The 16,849-nt window shown below is 55.2% G+C and carries 18 protein-coding genes; 10 read left to right on the top strand and 8 right to left on the bottom strand.

The genetic code is table 11. The features are described from left to right. Window positions 1-9 precede the first annotated feature (9 nt). Entirely contained in the window at window positions 10-2,475 is a 2,466-nt protein-coding gene (locus tag AACS80_RS09320) for a glycosyltransferase (protein WP_138183761.1), read from the top strand. Window positions 2,476-2,619: 144 nt separating this feature from the next. Here the strand turns inward: AACS80_RS09320 and AACS80_RS09315 are convergent, their stop codons facing one another. From AACS80_RS09315 to AACS80_RS09280, 8 genes are read right to left on the bottom strand one after another with little or no spacing between them, the layout of a single operon-like run. Further along, complete coding sequence (locus AACS80_RS09315; protein WP_135410633.1) at window positions 2,620-3,024, bottom strand: adenylyltransferase/cytidyltransferase family protein; 405 nt, start codon at window positions 3,022-3,024, stop codon at window positions 2,620-2,622. Between the two features lie 2 nt (window positions 3,025-3,026). Then, the gene (gene fliJ / locus AACS80_RS09310) at window positions 3,027-3,461 is read right to left on the bottom strand and encodes a flagellar export protein FliJ (protein WP_135410634.1); all 435 of its coding nucleotides are present in this window, start codon (window positions 3,459-3,461) and stop codon (window positions 3,027-3,029) included. Window positions 3,462-3,466: 5 nt separating this feature from the next. Beyond that, window positions 3,467-4,801 (bottom strand): flagellar protein export ATPase FliI, encoded by a 1,335-nt coding sequence (gene fliI / locus AACS80_RS09305; RefSeq protein ID WP_135410635.1) that lies wholly within the window; start codon window positions 4,799-4,801, stop codon window positions 3,467-3,469. After that, window positions 4,794-5,504, bottom strand: a complete 711-nt coding sequence (gene fliH / locus AACS80_RS09300) for a flagellar assembly protein FliH (RefSeq protein WP_135410636.1) — start codon at window positions 5,502-5,504, stop codon at window positions 4,794-4,796. Before fliH ends, fliI begins: the two co-directional genes overlap by 8 nt. 2 nt (window positions 5,505-5,506) lie before the next feature. After that, window positions 5,507-6,517 carry a flagellar motor switch protein FliG gene (locus AACS80_RS09295; RefSeq protein WP_135410637.1) on the bottom strand — a complete coding sequence of 337 codons (1,011 nt, stop codon included), beginning with the start codon at window positions 6,515-6,517 and terminating at the stop codon, window positions 5,507-5,509. Continuing rightward, window positions 6,495-8,141: a flagellar basal-body MS-ring/collar protein FliF gene (gene fliF / locus AACS80_RS09290; RefSeq protein ID WP_135410638.1), complete on the bottom strand. Its 1,647-nt coding sequence runs from the start codon at window positions 8,139-8,141 to the stop codon at window positions 6,495-6,497. The genes AACS80_RS09295 and fliF overlap by 23 nt, the downstream gene beginning before the upstream one ends. 4 nt (window positions 8,142-8,145) lie before the next feature. Then, window positions 8,146-8,487: a flagellar hook-basal body complex protein FliE gene (locus AACS80_RS09285; RefSeq protein WP_135410639.1), complete on the bottom strand. Its 342-nt coding sequence runs from the start codon at window positions 8,485-8,487 to the stop codon at window positions 8,146-8,148. 14 nt (window positions 8,488-8,501) lie between these two features. Beyond that, window positions 8,502-9,488 carry a sigma-54 interaction domain-containing protein gene (locus tag AACS80_RS09280; RefSeq protein WP_135410640.1) on the bottom strand — a complete coding sequence of 329 codons (987 nt, stop codon included), beginning with the start codon at window positions 9,486-9,488 and terminating at the stop codon, window positions 8,502-8,504. A 386-nt stretch (window positions 9,489-9,874) separates the two neighbouring features. Between AACS80_RS09280 and AACS80_RS09275 the strand changes: the two genes are divergently transcribed. From AACS80_RS09275 to AACS80_RS09235, 9 genes are all read left to right on the top strand, one after another. After that, window positions 9,875-10,726, top strand: a complete 852-nt coding sequence (locus AACS80_RS09275; protein WP_138183760.1) for a FliM/FliN family flagellar motor switch protein — start codon at window positions 9,875-9,877, stop codon at window positions 10,724-10,726. After that, window positions 10,719-11,090: a FliM/FliN family flagellar motor switch protein gene (locus AACS80_RS09270; RefSeq protein WP_135410641.1), complete on the top strand. Its 372-nt coding sequence runs from the start codon at window positions 10,719-10,721 to the stop codon at window positions 11,088-11,090. The genes AACS80_RS09275 and AACS80_RS09270 overlap by 8 nt, the downstream gene beginning before the upstream one ends. Beyond that, the gene (fliP, locus tag AACS80_RS09265) at window positions 11,087-11,839 is read left to right on the top strand and encodes a flagellar type III secretion system pore protein FliP (RefSeq protein WP_135410642.1); all 753 of its coding nucleotides are present in this window, start codon (window positions 11,087-11,089) and stop codon (window positions 11,837-11,839) included. The genes AACS80_RS09270 and fliP overlap by 4 nt, the downstream gene beginning before the upstream one ends. Before the next feature lie 2 nt (window positions 11,840-11,841). Beyond that, window positions 11,842-12,114 (top strand): flagellar biosynthetic protein FliQ, encoded by a 273-nt coding sequence (locus AACS80_RS09260; protein ID WP_000958542.1) that lies wholly within the window; start codon window positions 11,842-11,844, stop codon window positions 12,112-12,114. A 1-nt stretch (window position 12,115) separates the two neighbouring features. Next, window positions 12,116-12,898 (top strand): flagellar biosynthetic protein FliR, encoded by a 783-nt coding sequence (fliR, locus tag AACS80_RS09255; RefSeq protein WP_001260503.1) that lies wholly within the window; start codon window positions 12,116-12,118, stop codon window positions 12,896-12,898. Continuing rightward, window positions 12,888-14,027, top strand: a complete 1,140-nt coding sequence (gene flhB / locus AACS80_RS09250; protein WP_135410643.1) for a flagellar type III secretion system protein FlhB — start codon at window positions 12,888-12,890, stop codon at window positions 14,025-14,027. Before fliR ends, flhB begins: the two co-directional genes overlap by 11 nt. Then, entirely contained in the window at window positions 14,011-16,104 is a 2,094-nt protein-coding gene (flhA, locus tag AACS80_RS09245) for a flagellar biosynthesis protein FlhA (protein WP_135410644.1), read from the top strand. The genes flhB and flhA overlap by 17 nt, the downstream gene beginning before the upstream one ends. A 104-nt stretch (window positions 16,105-16,208) precedes the next feature. Beyond that, window positions 16,209-16,487, top strand: a complete 279-nt coding sequence (locus tag AACS80_RS09240) for a type II toxin-antitoxin system HicA family toxin (RefSeq protein ID WP_135410645.1) — start codon at window positions 16,209-16,211, stop codon at window positions 16,485-16,487. Then, on the top strand, window positions 16,480-16,836 hold the full coding sequence (locus tag AACS80_RS09235) for a type II toxin-antitoxin system HicB family antitoxin (RefSeq protein WP_130209693.1): 357 nt from the start codon (window positions 16,480-16,482) through the stop codon (window positions 16,834-16,836). The genes AACS80_RS09240 and AACS80_RS09235 overlap by 8 nt, the downstream gene beginning before the upstream one ends. Window positions 16,837-16,849 lie beyond the last annotated feature (13 nt).

The raw sequence follows: 16,849 nt of genomic DNA, 5'->3' as shown, positions 1-16,849 counted from the left end.
AAACATATCATGCAAACCATCATCAAAACGCTCGCCACTCACCGCGAAAAACCGTTTGTCAGCGTCGTTACACCAACCTGGAATCGCGGCGCATTTCTGCCGTACTTGCTTTACATGTACCGCTATCAGGATTACCCGGCAGACCGCCGCGAACTGGTCATCCTCGATGACTCCCCGCAAAGCCACCAGCACATCATCGACCGTTTGACCGATGGCACACCAGAAGCCTTTAACATCCGCTACATCCATCACCCGGAAAAACTGCCGCTGGGCAAAAAACGTAACATGCTCAACGAACTGGCGTGCGGCGAATACATCCTCTGCATGGATGACGACGACTACTACCCGGCAGATAAAATCTCCTGGACTATCACCATGATGCAAAAACACCGGGCGCTCATCTCCGGCTCCGACCAGATCCCCATCTGGTACAGCCATATCAACCGCATCTTTCAAAGCCGCAGCTTTGGCCCGCATAACATCCTCAACGGCACCTTTTGCTATCACCGTAACTACCTGAAAAAGCATCGTTACGACGATGATTGCACTTTAGGCGAAGAGAAAAGTTTCACCGACAATTTCAGTGTAAACCCGCTGCAACTGCCCGGCGAGCGCACAATTCTGTGTATCTCGCACAGCCACAACACCTTTGATAAAGACTTTATTCTCGGGGCCAGCACGCCAGTAAACGCGGCGCTTGCAGATATCGTCCGCGATCCGCTGCTGCGCAATGCTTATCTGAGTCTGCATAACACCACTCATCACCAGGCGATCAATCATCAGGCTGTCGATCAGATCGTTCTGCTTAATCTGGATAAACGCCCGGATCGCTTACAACAGATCCGTGAAGAACTGGCATTGCTGCATATTCCACCTGAGAAGATCACCCGCCTTGCCGCCAGTGAAGATGAAAACGGTCAACGGGGTCGCCGCCAGTCACACTTGCAGGCACTGCGCCTGGCGCAACAGCACGGCTGGCAAAACTATCTGCTGCTGGAAGATGACGCGGTTATTCTCAAGCAGGAGAAACATATTCAGGTACTGAACAGGCTGCTCGCGAGCCTGGCGAAAATTCCCTGGCAGGTGATGATCCTCGGTGGGGAAATTTCGCAGGGAACGATGCTAAAAAGTTTGCCGGGACTAGTACACGCGCGGGACTGCCGCAAAGTGTGCGCTTATCTGGTGAACAGCCGCTACTACCCGCAACTGGCGCAGCAGATGAGCAACGATAACCTCTCGCTGGAAGAGTGCTGGCAGCCGCTGCTGCGCACCGACAAATGGCTGGCCTGTTACCCGAGCCTTAGTTATCAGCGACCGGGCTTTAGTGATATCGAGAAAAAAGTGACCGACAATATTAGTCACTATTTCAATAAGTTACCCGTATCCACCAAGCCATCCGCGTTACCCATCGCTGACACCATCGGCTTTTTTATGGAAACCTCATTCCACTACGCGCTCTACCGCCCAATCATCACCGCCCTACAGGCGCAGGGTCAAAACTGCACGCTGGTGATCAACGACCGCGTGTTTAAACCGTTTCTTGATGAAATGCTGGCGACGCTAAAAAACATCGACGATCCGCAGCTCAAAGGAATGCGCTTATCTGAAATGCAGGCATATGGTCAGCGGGTAAAATGCCTGGTCAGCCCCTACCACACGCCCGCGCTCAATGGCCTGGCGGCGGTGAACGTCCGCTCTATGTACGGCTTAGCCAAAGAAACGTGGAACCATGCAGACTGGAACCGTTTTTATCAACGCATTTTGTGTTACAGCCACTACAGCCAGCAGGCGCTGGAACATTTCGGCAGTGCGAAAGTGGTCGGCAACCCGCGCTTCGACGCCTGGCATAACGGCACGTTCGACCGTGCGTTGCCGGAAAATATCCAACCCGATTCCCATAAACCTACGGTGCTCTACGCCCCCACGTTTGGCGCATTAAGCTCCCTGCCCCACTGGGCAGAAAAATTGGGCCGCTTAAGCGGTGATGTGAACCTGATGTGCAAACTGCACCACGGCACCTGCTCGCGCCCGGAAGAAGCCGCATCGCTGGCCCTGGCGCGCAGGCATTTAAAACAGCGCACCGACTCCGCCCGCTACACGCTGGCGCTACTGGCAAAGGCCGATTACGTGCTCACCGATAACAGCGGTTTTATTTTCGATGCTATCCACGTTAATAAGCGGGTGATCCTGCTCGACTTTCCGGGCATGAGTGAATTGCTCGACGGCGAGAAAAGCTACTCCACACCGGAGAGCGCCGACCAGCGAATCCGCGAAATATTGCCGGTGGCTCATGACATGGCAGAGCTGCGTTACTTGTTGTCAGAGGCGTTTGAATGGGGCACGGTGCAGGCGAAGCTGGCGGAGATTCGTCATCATTATTGCGATGCGTTTATGGATGGCAAGGCGGGAGAACGGGCGGCGATGGTGATTATGGAGGCGCTGGCGGGCAAGGAACCGTCAGGAATATGTCGATAAAATTCGATTTTTTAAACATGTCGTTGGAATACGTTTATGCCATCGACATGTTTTGGCGATATGTCGAAAAAACGCGATTTTTTAAACATATTTAACATAGCCAAACGGCAGACGGCATCATCTTCTCTCACTGCGGGAATTAAATTAGTAGGTGGCTGATTTACCCCTAATCACCTCAATAATCCCCGTCGTCGACACCGACGGCGTGCGGGGGAAATAGACCACCTCACAAATATACGCAAAGCTATCAAACTTTCCTGCCCAGTCATCGCCCATCACTAAAATATCCGCACCGTACCCCCGCAGATATTCCGCTTTCAGTTCCAGCGACTCCTCCAGAAATACGCCATCCACGCACGCCAGCCCGGCGATAATCGCCATGCGGTCATCCTGATGGTAAACCGGCGCCCTGCCCTTTTTGGCGATATTTAAGGCGTCGGACGATACGCCGACCAGCAGCCTTTCGCCCAGCGAGCGGGCGCGTTGTAAAAGGCGCAGATGACCGACATGAAACACATCGAAGGTGCCGAAGGTGATGACCGTTTTCATGGCTACTCCGCTAATTTATGCCGCAGCCAGCACTGAACGGCGATATCGTCCACCGCTTTTTGCGCTTTCGCGGCGGCGCTTTCTAGTTGCTCGCGGCGTTTGTCGTCCAGCGTCAGGGCCACCACTTTCTCTTCGCACGCCGCCGCCGTCAGGTTTTTCTGCATTCGCGTGGCTTTGATGTTAGCCAGCGTTTTTTCCTGCTCCTGCCAGGCGATTACCCTGCGCAAAGTGCCTTTGTAGCCGCTGACGTTTTTCAACGATTCCACCGACGCCGCCGCGCCCGCAGCCGTTTTCTCCACCAGGTAGCCTAACGCCTTGATATTGTTGTCATAGCCCGCGCAAATCTGTTTTTGCTTTGCCAGTTCGACGGTTTTGTCTTTGACCGATTTATCCCGCAGGCGCTGCAACTGCGCCAGGGTGTCGATGATTTGTCGCATAGTTACTATTCTGCCTTTTTGACACCAGGAAAGAGAATTTGCAGGCGGCTTTGCACCAGTTCGAGGGAGGCGGGTTCGCGCATCTCCTGGCGCAAAAATCGCTCGATTGCCGGGAACATTTTTACCGCTTTGTCGACGCTGGCATCCGCGCCTGCCACGTAGCCACCGAGTGGGATCAGCGGTTTGATCTCCATATAGGCGGCGTAGTTTTGCTTTAACGCGCGGGCGGATTGCTGATGTTCCAGGCTGGTGACCTGATTCATGCAGCGGCTGATCGACTGACCGATATCAATGGCCGGATAGTGCCCCGCTTCCGCCAGTTTGCGGGTTAATACGATATGCCCGTCCAGCACCGCGCGGGCGCAGTCGACAATCGGATCTTGCTGGTCGTCGCCTTCCGCCAGCACGGTGTAGATGGCGGTCATCGATCCTGCGCTTTCGCTGTTGCCTGCGCTTTCTACCAGTTTGGGGATCATGCCGAATGCCGATGGCGGATAACCTTTGGTTGCAGGTGGTTCGCCAAGTGAGAGGGCGATTTCTCGCTGCGCCATCGCGTAGCGGGTCAGGGAATCCACCAGCAGTAAAACGTGATGCCCGCGGTCGCGAAACCAGGCGGCGATGGAGTGGCACAGTTCGGTGGCTTTCAGGCGCATCAGCGGCGATTCATCGGCGGGTGCGACAACAACGATAGACTTTGCCAGCCCGTCCTCGCCCAGCGAGTGGTCGATAAACTCTTTCACTTCGCGCCCGCGTTCGCCAATCAGCCCGACCACCACGATGTCGGCTTTGGTCTGGCAAGTGATCATCCCCAGCAGCACACTTTTCCCGACGCCGCTGCCCGCCATCAGCCCGACGCGCTGGCCTTTGCCGATGGTCAGCAGGCCGTTGATCGCTTTCACCCCCACGTCTAACGGTTCATCCACCGAACGGCGGGTTAAGGGATTGACCGAGGGCGGCAGCGGCGGCAGAAGGTCGTTGCCGTTCAGGCGGCCTTTACCATCCAGCGGTTCGCCGAGGCCATTCACCACGCGGCCTAACCAGCTTTCGCCAATCAGGATGTCGTGGGCTTTTTCTTCCGGGAAGACACGCGCCCCCGCCATCAGGCCGACCGGCTGTTTAAACGGCATTAGGTAGGTGATGTCGCGATTAAAGCCCACGGCCTGCGCGTCAATCAGCGTGTGATTGGCGCTTTCAATGCGGCACAGTTGTCCGGTCATTAGCGGGCAGCCGACGCTCTCCAGCAGGATGCCGTTAAGGCGCACCAGACGTCCGGCGACACGGGCTAATGGGATCGACTCCAGCGAGCGCAGGGCGTTATCGAAAGCAGAAAAATCACTCACCCTGCGACTCCGGCGTTAGCGTCTCTTTCAGCGCAGTCATGCACTGTTCAAGGCGGTGCTCGCAGCCGATATCCAGTTCTGATTTATCGGTAATCACCCGGCATTCCCCCGGCGGCAAATCCGGCGAAGGCGTCAGCCCCCATTCGCTGACCTTTTCCGGCACCGCGTCGCGCAGGCGGTTAAACTCTTCCGTGCTCAGCATCACCTGTAATGTTTCCGGCATTGCCGGGAAGGCCGCCAGCGCCTCTTCCACCAGCGCCAGCAACTGCGTCGGTTGCAGCGCCAGTTCGCAGCGGATCACCTGGCGGGTGACTTTTTCCACCAGTTGCAGCAAATCTTCCCGCTGTTTACGTTCGATATGGGCGAGGAAGTCATTCACTTTCCCGGTAATGGCTTCCAGCGGCTGCGCCGCCTCAACAAACTGTTTGCGCCCTTCCTGCTGCCCGGCGAGGCTGCCTTCGGTGTAGCCTTGACGCCGCCCCTCGGCAAAGCCTTGTTGATGACCTTCGCTAAAGCCCTGCTCCTGGCCTTCAGTCATTCCCTGCGCAAACCCTTTTTGCAGCCCTTCCTGAAAACCGTCCATCAACTGGCGCTGGTAATCGGCGGCGCTGATACTGGCGGTGAGCGGTTCTCCGCTCACCGCTCGCTGGCGCGGCGGGAAACGGTGCAGGCGATAGCGCCCGCGCAGTGTTTCAATGGTCATGGTTACTCCGCCGTCTGTTCCGCAAAGAGCTGTAGCTGAAACTCTCCAGCCTCTTCCAGTTCACGGGCGATACCCATGATTTCGCGGCGGATCTGTTCGATACGGCTGACCGGCACCGGCCCCAGGCGCGCGGTGATCGCTTCCAGTTGCTGCGCCTGACGTTTTGGCATTACCGCGTAAATCGAGCGGCGCAGCAGGGCTTCGGTACCTTTCAGCGCCACCGCCCAGTCTTCCATCGGCACTTCGTCGAGCAGGCGTCGGCGCACCTCTTCGTTCTGGCGGCTGAGGATAAAGAAATCGTACATCTCATCCTGGAGCTGCTCCAGCACGTTTTCGTCGCGCTCGCGCATCTGGTCGAGGATCACCTGCTGGTTACCCTGGAAACGGTTGACGATATCCGCCGCCTGTTTGATGCCTTTCACCTTTGAGCCATGTTCAGACAGCACCGACAGGCCGCGTTCGATCAGACGATCCAGCTCATCCACCACGTCGCGGTTAACGTCGTTGAGTTTCGCCACCCGATAGAGAATTTCGTTTTGCACCGATTCGTTGAGATACGAGAGCACCGCCGCCGAGATTTCCGGCGTCAGAAACGCGAGGAATACCGCCTGCAATTGCAGATGTTCTTCGGAGATCAGCATCGCCAACTGGCGTGGTTCCACCCATTGCAGGCGCGCCATCCGCGAGCGGATCTCATCGCCGTAGATGCCGTTGATCACGCTGCTGGCGATCTCGGTGCCCAGCGCTTTGTTGAGAATACCCTGCAACATGGATCGCGATGCGCCGTTGATCCCGCTCTGTTCGCGGAACTCATCAAAGAAGTTATTGATCACTTTGCGCGCCATGCTGGTTTTGACGCCGGAAAGCCGCGCCATGTTTTCGCTCAGGCGCACCACTTCTTCGCGGCTGAGTTTTTGCATCACCGTCGCCGCTGCCTCTTCGCCCAGACACAGCAGCAGGATCGCCGCCTGTTCCAGGTAGCTGTTGCTCTTATTTATTGTCAATTCGCTCATTGCTGGTAATCCATTGTCTGAGAACTTCGGCTACGCGATCGGTGTCGCTCATGGCCAGTTTTTGCAGGAACTCGAGTTTTACTTCGAGGCCGGAACTCTGCGAAGGCAGGCTGTCATCGCCGGGCAGCGACGGCAGATCGACGTTTTTGCGCTCCTCTTCCGGCATGGCGATCCACGGTTCGCTGACGGCTTCCGGTTCTGGTGTGATAACTGGCGCACGTACCGCCGTCAGGCGTTTCATTACCGGGCGCACCACGAAGAACAGCAACAACAGCGCCAGCAGGCCGCAGCCAATCAGCCGCACCCAGGCCAGCACGCTGTCATCTTTCCACAGCGGGATCACCGGTTCGACCGGAGCCACCTGCGGCACAAAGTTGAGTAACGATAAGGTGAGATTGTCGCCGCGCTGGGCGTCGATACCGGCGGCATTGTTCAGCAACGCGGTCAGTTGCGTGGTCTGCTCCGGCTTCCAGTTTTTCAGCGCCGGGGCGTTTTGATTGAGCACCACCGCCACGTTGAGGCGTTTCACCGCAAAGCCGGGATGCTGAATATGCTGGACGCTGCGGTCGTAAGAGTAATCGCGCTTGCTTTCGCTGTGCTTCGAAAGCGCTTCCGGCGAGCGGTTTTCTTCCGTGCCGTTGGTCATTTGATTCGCCGCAACCGGCGGACGATTGCTGAGCGAACCGGGCACGCCCATCGCCACCTGATTGGTGTCGCTGTCCAGCACGCTCTCTTCGCGGTTGATTTTCGGCGCGTCGCCGTAGTGTTCCTGGGTTTCGTCGATGGTACTGAGGTCGAGATCCGGCATCACGCTGACGCGGTAATTCCCCGTACCGACCAGCGAATCCAGCACGTTCGCCACGCTGGCGCGGGTTTTGTCCTGGATATCTTTGAGGATCTGATCGCGTTTACGGGTAGCGGCAGAAACCGCCTCGCCTGCGCCGATGCCGTCGGTCAGCAGATTTCCCGCCTGATCGACGACGCTAACTTTACTGGCGTGCAGCCCCGGAATACTGCCGGAAACCAGATGCACGATGGCGTTCACCTGGTCCATATTCAGCTTCGCGCCGTAGTGCAGACGCACCACCACCGAGGCGCTGTTTTGCGGCTCATCGCTGACCACAAACGAACTTTCCTCGTTGAGCGCCAGATGTACCCGCGCACTCTCCACCGCGTCCAGCGACATAATGCTCTGCGCCAGCTCCCCTTCGAGGCTGCGTTTATAGCGCACGTTCTGCACGAACTGGCTACTGCCGAGCACTTCGTCTTTGTCCATCAGCTCGTAGCCGCTGGGCAATATCGCCTGCACGCCTTTCGCGGCAAGGGTCATGCGCGTTTTCGACAGTTCATCTTCCGGCACCAGAATCTGCCCGCTTTGCGGGTCGATGCGATAGGTGAGCTTTTCGCCGTCCAGCACGGTGACAATCTGCGACACGGGCAGATTTTCCTGGCGTCCGTAGAGCGAGACATAGCCGCGATTACCGGTCCACAGCACGCTGACGATAATCGCCGTCGCCGCAACGGCAAGCCCCACACCCGCCATCAGCGCCCAGCGTTTGTTATCTGCGAGACGCAGTCGAAACGCCGGAAACGCCTGGGTCAACTTTTTGATCAGTTCATTCATAGTGTTAGATCGACATACTCATCAGATCGTTAAATCCGGTGGCGATTTTGTTGCGCACCTGCACCAGCGCGGAAAAAGAGAGCGACGCCTGCTGGCTGGCAATCATCGCACCTGCCAAATCATCACTTTTGCCCGTGTCGACAGCCGTTTGCTGCTGCTCCGCCACCTGCTGGAACTGATCAACGTGACCAAGCGCGCCGTACATAATGCGGTTAAATGAAACGTCCGGGTCGGTGGAACTGAAGGTCATAGCGGGCAGCACCGGCGCCTGGGCGTTGGCCTGCATCCGCTGCACGTCATGCATAATTTGCGCCTGCATGGTGCTGTTGATTGTGGTAATGCTCATTTTTAACTTCCGGGTCAGGAGAAAACTTCGATACCTTGCTTGCGCATGGAGGCGAGTCGATAGCGCAGTGCGCGCGGGGTAATGCCTAACAGGTCGGCGATTTTGCTGCGGTTGCCCTGATATTTACGCATCAGGTCAGCGATATATTGATACTGCGCGCTTCGTCCGTGCTGGCCTAAATCCCCGGTGTCGGCAATGTGAACGGCGGGCTGAACAGGCCATTGCAGTTCACTGTGGTCGGCAATGTCAGTTTCCGGCAAGCCTAAGGCATCCGGGTAAATCACGCCGTCGCGATTTAAGATCATTCCCCGCTGAATGGCGTTCTCCAGCTGGCGCACGTTACCGGGCCAGCGGTAATTGAGCAGCGCCCGGCGGGTAGATTCGGAAAGGGTGATATTTTTCACCAGCACCGTGGAGTATTTTTTAATAAATGACTCGGCCAGCGGAATAATATCGTTCAGACGTTCACGCAGCGGCGGCATGGTAATAGGAATCACCGCCAGTCGATAATAGAGATCTTCGCGAAAACGCCCTTCGGCGACCTCCTGCTCAAGGTTTTTATTGGTGCAGGCAATCAGGCGAAAATTGAGTTTAATTTGTCGGTTGCTGCCTAATCGCTCAACCAGTTGTTCCTGCAATACGCGTAATATTTTGGCCTGTAACGCCAGCGGCATATCGCCAATTTCATCGAGTAATAAGGTGCCGTTATTCGCCAGTTCCATTTTTCCAGGTACGCTGGCAATTGCGCCGGTAAATGCGCCTTTGTCGTAGCCAAATAAGGTCGCTTCCAGCATATTTTCCGGGATCGCCGCGCAGTTCACGCCGATATAGGGCGCGTTTTCATTTTCACCAAAGGCGACAGTGTGAATATATTTTGCCACGCACTCTTTGCCCGCGCCGGTTTCGCCCTGAATCAGCACTGGCACGTTAAAGGCGGCGACACGCTTTGCCAGAGTAAAAGCGTTAATGCTGGAAGCGGCAGTTGCAATAAGTTCAGACATAGGGTGAACGATATAAGTAGCGACAATAATCAGGATGTTCTGAAGCGTATCACCGGCGGGATTAACAAGTTCGAATTAAACGATAATAAAAATATTATTTGTTGAAGAACAATGAGTTAGAGCCGCAGGCCGGATAAGGTGTTTACGCCGCATCCGGCAATTGTGCGCCAATGCCTGATGCGACGCTGCGCGTCTTATCAGGCCTACAGTTTGTGCAATGTTTTACGACGATGCCCGATATCTCGCCCTTTAATAATTTAATTATTATTTCACCCTATTAATAATTTGCCCCTTTCACTCCCCCTCTATTTAATACCTCACCTTGTGTCACTGCCGGAATTGCGTGCACAAAAACGCCCATACCATTACAGCAGAGAAAGTAAGCCATGCTGAAGTACAGTAAAACGCCAGGCATCTTTAAATTAGAAGGTAATCGGCTCGGACGCCCCTACCATCGCCTGCCGACCCTATTTACGGGGAATTTTGACGTGATTGATTCGCATCTTGGCAGTTACTTTCTCAAAAAGCATCGCAGCAATATCACCTTAAAAAAGATTGGCTGCGAAATGGATATTATCAATAAAAACGCCGAACTGATGGTTTCCCAGGTCGGGCATCTGGCGTTTGATATTGATCGCTCCTTATTGTTAATGCTGCTGGGCAATTTTTATGGTCTGGAATCATCTCTGGAAGAAGCGAAAGCACATAATGGACTGCCGACCAAAACCGAAACGCGATTAAAGAATCGTCTGGCGCTGGATATCTGCACGCTGATTTTTAATCTGCAAACCTCCGGTATTGCGCTGAAATTAAAGCTGGACAGCAGCACGGTGATGACCCACTGGGCGTATCAATTAACCTTTACCCTCGCGGGCGATGAAGAGAGCAGTTTTCGTATTTTGCTCGACGACGCCCATACCGATTTTATTTTGAATCTGATCCGCCACAGCGAGCACAGTAAACCGCAGCAGGTGGCGAAATCCGTTAATAAACCGGCCCTGATTAAAGAGATCATCCGCTCCCTGCCGCTGACCCTGAACGTCAAAATCGCCGAGCTATCGATGAATGTCGCGGATCTGGCGCAGATAAAAGCCGGGGATATTTTACCCATATCACTGGGAGAAACGTTCCCGGTGGCGATTGGGCAATCTGAATTATTTAGCGCCCTGATTGTGGAAGACAAAGACAAACTGTTTTTGTCGGAGCTGGCGGGCAAAAATGAGAATAACCATGAGTAAGCAAGAAGATATTTTAGCTGAGGATTTTGGCCTGACCGATGACGTTGCGCCTGTCGCGAAATCCGCCGATGCCGCAACGCTGGTCACCCGCCTGGAAGACCGCTTTTCCGACTCGATGACGCTGCTGAAACGCATTCCGGTGACCTTAACGCTGGAGGTGTCATCAGTAGAGATCATGTTAGCCGACCTCCTTAATATCGACGACGACACGGTGATTGAGCTGGATAAACTCGCCGGGGAGCCGCTGGATATTAAAGTGAACAATATCCTGCTGGGCAAAGCGGAAGTGGTGGTGGTCAACGAGAAATACGGCCTGCGCGTGCTGGAATTTAACACCCGCGACATCAACGAACTGGCGCCATGAAACGCCGCACTCAACTGACGCTGGGCCTGGCGCTGCTGGCGCTTGCGCCGCTGGCAATCGCCCAGGGCGGCGATATTGCGCTGCTTAACGTGGTGACCCACGGCAACACTCAGGAGTACAGCGTCAAAATCCAGGTACTGATTCTGATGACCCTCGTCGGTTTGCTGCCGACGATGGTGCTGATGATGACCTGTTTCACACGCTTTATTATCGTGCTGTCGCTGCTGCGCCAGGCGCTGGGGCTGCAACAAACGCCGCCGAACCGCATCCTGATTGGCATTGCGCTCTCCCTCACCATGCTGGTGATGCGCCCTATTTGGCTCAATATTTACGACCACGCGGTGGTGCCGTTTGAAAACGATCAGATTACCCTAACCGATGCGTTAAACACCGCCGCGACGCCGCTGAAACGCTTTATGCTGGCGCAGACCGACAAAAAAGCGATGGCGCAAATCATGACCATCGGCGGCGCGAAGGGCAATGCCGCCGACCAGGATCTCTCGATTGTGGTGCCTGCCTATGTGTTGAGCGAGCTGAAAACCGCTTTCCAGATTGGCTTTATGATTTACATCCCGTTTCTGGTTATCGACCTGATTGTCGCCAGCGTATTGATGGCGATGGGGATGATGATGTTGTCGCCGTTGATTGTTTCGCTGCCCTTTAAGCTGATGCTGTTTGTGCTGATCGACGGCTGGTCGCTGACCATAGGCACGCTTACCACCAGCATTCGCGGGCTGGGGCTGGGCTGATTATGTTGACCGTAGACGTAGCCGCCGACATTGTCGCCAGCGGCATAAAAGTGGTGATTTTACTGGTTTCGGTACTGGTGGTGCCAAGCCTGCTGGTCGGCCTGCTGGTGAGCGTGTTCCAGGCGGTGACGCAGATTAACGAACAGACCCTGAGCTTTTTGCCGAGGCTGATTGTCACGCTGGTGGTGCTGGGGGTGTGCGGCAAATGGATGATTATCCAGTTGCATGATCTGTGCATTCACCTGTTTACCCAGGCCGCGTTGCTGGTGCATTGAGATGCGCACAAGCGACGTTACGCAACTGATGGATCTGGCGCTGGGGCTGTGGTTTCCCTTCGTGCGCATTATGGCGTTTCTGCGCTATGTGCCGGTGCTCGATAACAGCGCCCTGACCGTGCGCGTGCGGATTATTTTGTCGCTGGCGCTGGCAATCATCATCACGCCGTTGATCCCCCATCCCATTCCCCACGACCTGCTTTCGCTCAACAGCCTGATCCTGACGGTGGAGCAAATTTTATGGGGCATGTTGTTCGGGCTGATGTTTCAGTTTCTTTTTCTGGCGCTGCAGCTGGCCGGACAAATTCTCTCGTTCAATATGGGGATGAGCATGGCGGTGATGAACGACCCAAGCAGCGGCGCATCAACCACCGTGCTGGCGGAGTTAATTAACGTCTATGCGATCCTGCTATTTTTTGCCATGGACGGGCATCTGCTGCTGGTAAGCGTGCTGTACAAGGGCTTCACTTACTGGCCGATTGGCAACGCGCTGCATCCGCAAACCCTGCGCACCATCGCGCTGGCCTTTAGCTGGGTGCTGGCGTCGGCATCGCTGCTGGCACTGCCGACCACTTTTATCATGCTGATTGTACAGGGCTGCTTTGGCCTGCTTAACCGCATTGCGCCGCCGCTGAACCTTTTTTCACTCGGCTTTCCCATCAACATGCTGGCGGGCCTGGTCTGCTTTGCCACCCTGCTCTACAACCTGCCGGATCACTATCTGCATCTGGCGAATTTTGTCCTGCAACAACTCGACGCGCTGAAAGGTCACTATGGCGGATAGCAGCAGCGAAGAAAAAACAGAGAAACCCTCGGCGCAAAAGCTGCGTAAAGCGCGTGAAGAGGGGCAACTGCCGCGCTCGAAGGATATGGGGCTGGCGGCGAGCCTGTTTGCGGCGTTTGTGGTGATCTCCAGTAGCTTCCCGTGGTATGCCGATTTTGTGCGCGAGAGTTTTATTAGCGTGCATCAGTACGCGCAGGAGATTAATAACCCGGAAGTGATCGGCCAGTTTCTGCGCCATCACCTGTTAATTCTCGGCAAGTTTATCCTCACGTTGCTGCCGATGCCCGCCGCCGCGCTGCTCTCTTCGCTGGTGCCTGGCGGCTGGCTGTTCTTGCCGAAAAAAATCCTCCCGGATTTCAGCAAAATCAGTCCGTTAAAAGGCATTGGGCGGCTGTTTTCCAGTGAACATCTGGCGGAAACAGGGAAGATGACGGTGAAGTCGGTGGTGGTGCTGGTGATGCTGTGGATTAGCCTGCGCAATAACTTTGCCGCCCTTCTCGGCCTGCAGGCGCTGCCGTTCAAACTGGCGATGAATGAGGGTTTGTCGCTCTACGCCAGCGTGATGCGCAACTTTGTCATCCTGTTTATCTTCTTTGCGTTAATCGACGTGCCGCTGGCGAAAGCCCTGTTTACCAAAGGGCTGAAGATGACTAAGCAGGAGCTGAAAGAAGAGTACAAAAATCAGGAAGGTAAGCCGGAAGTGAAAGCGCGTGTACGGCGGCTGCAACGGCAACTGGCGATGGGGCAAATTCGCAAAGTAGTGCCGAAAGCCAACGTGGTAATCACCAACCCGACCCACTACGCCGTGGCGTTGCAGTATGACCAGTCGCGCGCCGCCGCGCCGTTTGTGGTAGCGAAAGGCACTGATGAAATCGCCCTCTATATTCGCCAGGTCGCCACGGAGAATCAGGTGGAAGTGGTGGAGTTCCCGCGACTGGCGCGCTCGGTTTACTACACCACCCAGGTGAACCAGCAAATTCCGTTTCAGCTTTACCGGGCCATCGCCCACGTTCTGACCTACGTCCTGCAAATGAAACACTGGCGCGAGGGCGCACAGCCGCGTCCGGCCCTGAACAGACATATTTCCATTCCCAAAGAGGTGCTTAAACTGGATGGCGAAAACAACTAAATCGTTCCTCGCGCTGCTGCGCGGCGGCAATCTCGGCGTGCCGCTGGTGATCCTGTGTATTCTGGCGATGGTTATTCTGCCGCTGCCGCCTGCGCTGCTGGATATTCTGTTCACCTTCAACATTGTGCTGGCGGTGATGGTGCTGCTGGTGGCGGTGTCAGCGAAACGACCGCTGGAATTCAGCCTGTTCCCGACCATTTTGCTGATCACCACCTTAATGCGCCTGACGCTTAACGTTGCTTCTACGCGCGTGGTGCTGCTGCATGGGCATCTCGGCGCGGGTGCGGCGGGTAAGGTGATTGAGTCGTTTGGTCAGGTGGTGATTGGCGGCAACTTTGTCGTCGGCTTTGTGGTGTTTATCATCCTGATGATCATCAACTTTATCGTCGTCACCAAAGGGGCCGAGCGTATTTCCGAGGTTTCTGCCCGCTTTACCCTGGACGCGATGCCCGGCAAACAGATGGCGATTGACGCCGATCTTAACGCCGGGTTGATCAACCAGGCGCAGGCGCAAACCCGGCGTAAAGATGTTGCCAGCGAGGCCGATTTCTACGGCGCAATGGACGGGGCATCGAAGTTTGTGCGCGGGGACGCCATCGCCGGGATGATGATTCTGGCGATCAACCTGATCGGCGGTGTCTGCATCGGGATCTTTAAATACAACCTGAGCGCCGATGCCGCCTTCCAGCAGTATGTGTTGATGACCATTGGTGACGGCCTGGTGGCGCAGATCCCTTCCCTGCTGCTCTCCACCGCGGCGGCGATAATCGTCACCCGCGTCAGCGACAACGGCGATATTGCCCATGACGTGCGCCACCAGCTGCTGGCAAGCCCGTCTGTGCTCTTCACCGCTACCGGAATTATGTTCGTGCTGGCGGTGGTGCCGGGAATGCCGCACCTGCCGTTTTTGCTGTTCAGCGCTCTGCTGGGCTTTACCGGCTGGCGAATGAGCAAACGCCCGCAGGCGGCGGAGGCGGAAGAGAAAAGCCTCGAAACGCTGACCCGCACCATCACCGAAACCAGCGAGCAACAGGTCAGTTGGGAAACCATTCCGCTGATCGAGCCCATCAGCTTAAGCCTCGGCTACAAGCTGGTGGCGCTGGTGGATAAAGCGCAGGGTAACCCGCTCACCCAGCGGATTCGCGGCGTGCGGCAGGTGATTTCCGACGGCAACGGCGTGCTGCTGCCGGAGATCCGCATTCGGGAAAACTTCCGCCTTAAGCCGAGCCAGTACGCTATTTTCATCAACGGCATTAAGGCTGATGAAGCGGATATTCCGGCGGATAAACTGATGGCCCTGCCCTCCAGCGAAACCTACGGCGAGATAGACGGCGTGCTGGGGAACGACCCGGCGTACGGGATGCCGGTCACCTGGATCCAGCCTGCGCAGAAAGCAAAGGCGCTGAATATGGGATATCAGGTGATCGACAGCGCCAGCGTGATTGCTACCCATGTGAATAAGATTGTGCGCAGCTATATTCCTGATTTATTTAACTATGACGACATCACGCAGCTGCATAACCGTTTGTCGTCGATGGCACCGCGTCTGGCGGAAGATTTGAGCGCGGCGCTCAATTACAGCCAGTTGCTAAAAGTGTATCGCGCGCTGCTGACCGAAGGCGTTTCCCTGCGCGATATCGTCACCATCGCCACCGTGCTGGTCGCCAGTAGCACGGTGACCAAAGATCACATTCTGCTGGCAGCTGATGTGCGCCTGGCGCTGCGGCGCAGCATCACCCATCCGTTCGTTCGCAAGCAGGAGCTGACGGTGTATACGCTGAATAATGAGCTGGAAAATCTGCTGACCAACGTGGTGAATCAGGCGCAACAGGGCGGCAAAGTGATGCTCGACAGCGTGCCGGTCGATCCGAATATGCTCAACCAGTTCCAGAGCACGATGCCGCAGGTAAAAGAGCAGATGAAAGCGGCGGGGAAAGACCCGGTACTGTTGGTGCCGCCGCAGTTGCGTCCTTTGCTGGCGCGCTACGCAAGGTTGTTTGCGCCGGGGCTGCATGTGCTGTCGTATAACGAAGTGCCGGATGAGCTGGAGTTGAAGATTATGGGAGCGTTGAGTTGATTGGGGATTCTTTTCCATGCTTTGCACCATCTGACACCATTGATTGACGTCACACTGCAAACAGACTACGATGACACCATACAATGACGTCATGGATTGATAGTATGATTAAGGTCAGCGCGCTAGGCTCTCGTCATAGAAAAACATTCGACGATGTAATGACGGAGCCGCCAAAATCTGGAATTAAATGGGATGATGTTGTTGCACTCATTAAAGCGGTGGGTAGAACAATAAAAAATAACAATGGTTCCAGAAGGAAATTTCAGATTGGTACGACCAAATTCAGTACTCATGAGCCACATCCAAAGAATGTGATGGATAAAGGCGCAGTAACAGGTCTTAAGGAGTGGTTTGTTAACTGTGTAGGGGTAGATTATGAATAAAGCATCAAACATTATCACCATTAAAGGTCAACCGGCTGCAGTAACATTTGAAGCTGATATCAACGCATTTCGCGGCAAATTCCTCAATGTAAATGGTTATTGCGACTTTGTGGCGACAAGCATTGAGGCATTGTACCGGGAAGGTGAAAGTGCGCTGGATGAGTGGATGGCGGATTGTGAAGAGGACGGCATTGCCCCTTTTCGTGAAGAAGAAGAGCAAAAACGCCTGACGCTTCGTGTTCCTCATCACATCGATTCACGGCTGACCATTGTCGCCAGACAACATTCCATTTCAAAAAATCAGCTTATTGTTGATGTATTAGAACGTGAGTTTTCATCCCAGATGTAAACAGGTCGGATGC

Origin of the sequence: Escherichia sp. E4385 (genome assembly GCF_963883145.1) — a bacterium.
Taxonomy (GTDB): domain Bacteria; phylum Pseudomonadota; class Gammaproteobacteria; order Enterobacterales; family Enterobacteriaceae; genus Escherichia.
The sequence above is the reverse complement of the archived record's forward strand: the minus strand, read 5'-3'. Positions and strand labels throughout refer to the sequence as shown.

Coding starts and splice junctions, on each gene's coding strand:
- fliH (WP_135410636.1), bottom strand. CDS start 5,504: ATGACCATTGAAACACTGCGCGGGCGCTATCGCCTGCACCGTTTCCCG.
- AACS80_RS09270 (WP_135410641.1), top strand. CDS start 10,719: ATGAGTAAGCAAGAAGATATTTTAGCTGAGGATTTTGGCCTGACCGAT.
- AACS80_RS09295 (WP_135410637.1), bottom strand. CDS start 6,517: ATGAGCGAATTGACAATAAATAAGAGCAACAGCTACCTGGAACAGGCG.
- AACS80_RS09240 (WP_135410645.1), top strand. CDS start 16,209: ATGATTAAGGTCAGCGCGCTAGGCTCTCGTCATAGAAAAACATTCGAC.
- fliF (WP_135410638.1), bottom strand. CDS start 8,141: ATGAATGAACTGATCAAAAAGTTGACCCAGGCGTTTCCGGCGTTTCGA.
- fliJ (WP_135410634.1), bottom strand. CDS start 3,461: ATGCGACAAATCATCGACACCCTGGCGCAGTTGCAGCGCCTGCGGGAT.
- AACS80_RS09235 (WP_130209693.1), top strand. CDS start 16,480: ATGAATAAAGCATCAAACATTATCACCATTAAAGGTCAACCGGCTGCA.
- AACS80_RS09285 (WP_135410639.1), bottom strand. CDS start 8,487: ATGAGCATTACCACAATCAACAGCACCATGCAGGCGCAAATTATGCAT.
- flhB (WP_135410643.1), top strand. CDS start 12,888: ATGGCGGATAGCAGCAGCGAAGAAAAAACAGAGAAACCCTCGGCGCAA.
- AACS80_RS09260 (WP_000958542.1), top strand. CDS start 11,842: ATGTTGACCGTAGACGTAGCCGCCGACATTGTCGCCAGCGGCATAAAA.
- fliP (WP_135410642.1), top strand. CDS start 11,087: ATGAAACGCCGCACTCAACTGACGCTGGGCCTGGCGCTGCTGGCGCTT.
- flhA (WP_135410644.1), top strand. CDS start 14,011: ATGGCGAAAACAACTAAATCGTTCCTCGCGCTGCTGCGCGGCGGCAAT.
- AACS80_RS09320 (WP_138183761.1), top strand. CDS start 10: ATGCAAACCATCATCAAAACGCTCGCCACTCACCGCGAAAAACCGTTT.
- AACS80_RS09280 (WP_135410640.1), bottom strand. CDS start 9,488: ATGTCTGAACTTATTGCAACTGCCGCTTCCAGCATTAACGCTTTTACT.
- AACS80_RS09315 (WP_135410633.1), bottom strand. CDS start 3,024: ATGAAAACGGTCATCACCTTCGGCACCTTCGATGTGTTTCATGTCGGT.
- AACS80_RS09275 (WP_138183760.1), top strand. CDS start 9,875: ATGCTGAAGTACAGTAAAACGCCAGGCATCTTTAAATTAGAAGGTAAT.
- fliR (WP_001260503.1), top strand. CDS start 12,116: ATGCGCACAAGCGACGTTACGCAACTGATGGATCTGGCGCTGGGGCTG.